At 66.1% G+C, this 705-nt stretch carries 1 protein-coding gene; it reads right to left on the minus strand.

The genetic code is table 11. The features are described from left to right. The coding region (locus IEZ15_RS44180; protein WP_229846616.1) for an AMP-binding protein at nucleotides 1–693 on the minus strand (693 nt) is incomplete at its 3' end. Nucleotides 694–705: the final 12 nt, after the last annotated feature.

Raw genomic sequence — 705 nt, forward strand, 5'->3', positions numbered from 1 at the left:
GGTGGCGCTGTTGTTCAGTTGGTTTTCGTCGATTTCGTTGGTGGTGACGTGGACGGTGGTTTCGGTGATGCCGTACATGTTGATGAGGCGGGGTGTGGTGCAGCCGTGGCGGTTTGTCCAGCGGCGTACGGAGGGAGTGTCGAGTGCTTCGCCGCCGAAGACGACGGCGCGTAGGGCGAGGTCGCGGTTGTGGGTCTGGTCGGTTGCTTCGAACTGGCGGAAGGCTGAGGGGGTTTGGCTGAGGAGGGTGACGGCCTGGTCGTGGACGAGGGTGTAGAAGGCGTCTGCGTCGCGGCTGGTGAGGTAGGGGACGACGACGAGGCGTCCGCCGGTGGTGAGGGCGCCCCACATTTCCCAGACGGAGAAGTCGAAGGCGTAGCTGTGGAAGAGGGTCCAGGTGTCGTCGGGGCCGAACGGGAGGCGTTGTCGGGCGGCGTTGAAGAGGCGGGTCACGTTGGCGTGGGTGACGGTGGTGCCCTTGGGGCGTCCGGTGGATCCCGAGGTGAAGATGATGTAGCAGGCGTGAGCGGGATCGAGGCTCTGCGGCAGGTGGGCCAGGGTGTGGCTGAGACTCAGTGCGACCCCGGGGGCGGGAGCGTTTTCGATGTTGAGGGTGTGCCAGGGGCCGTGGGGGACGGTGTCGTGGGTGGGTTGGTGGGTCAGGACGAGGGTGGCGCCGACTTCGGTGAGCATGTGGTGCATGCG

This window comes from Streptomyces atratus, assembly GCF_014648655.1.
Lineage (GTDB): Bacteria > Actinomycetota > Actinomycetes > Streptomycetales > Streptomycetaceae > Streptomyces > Streptomyces atratus.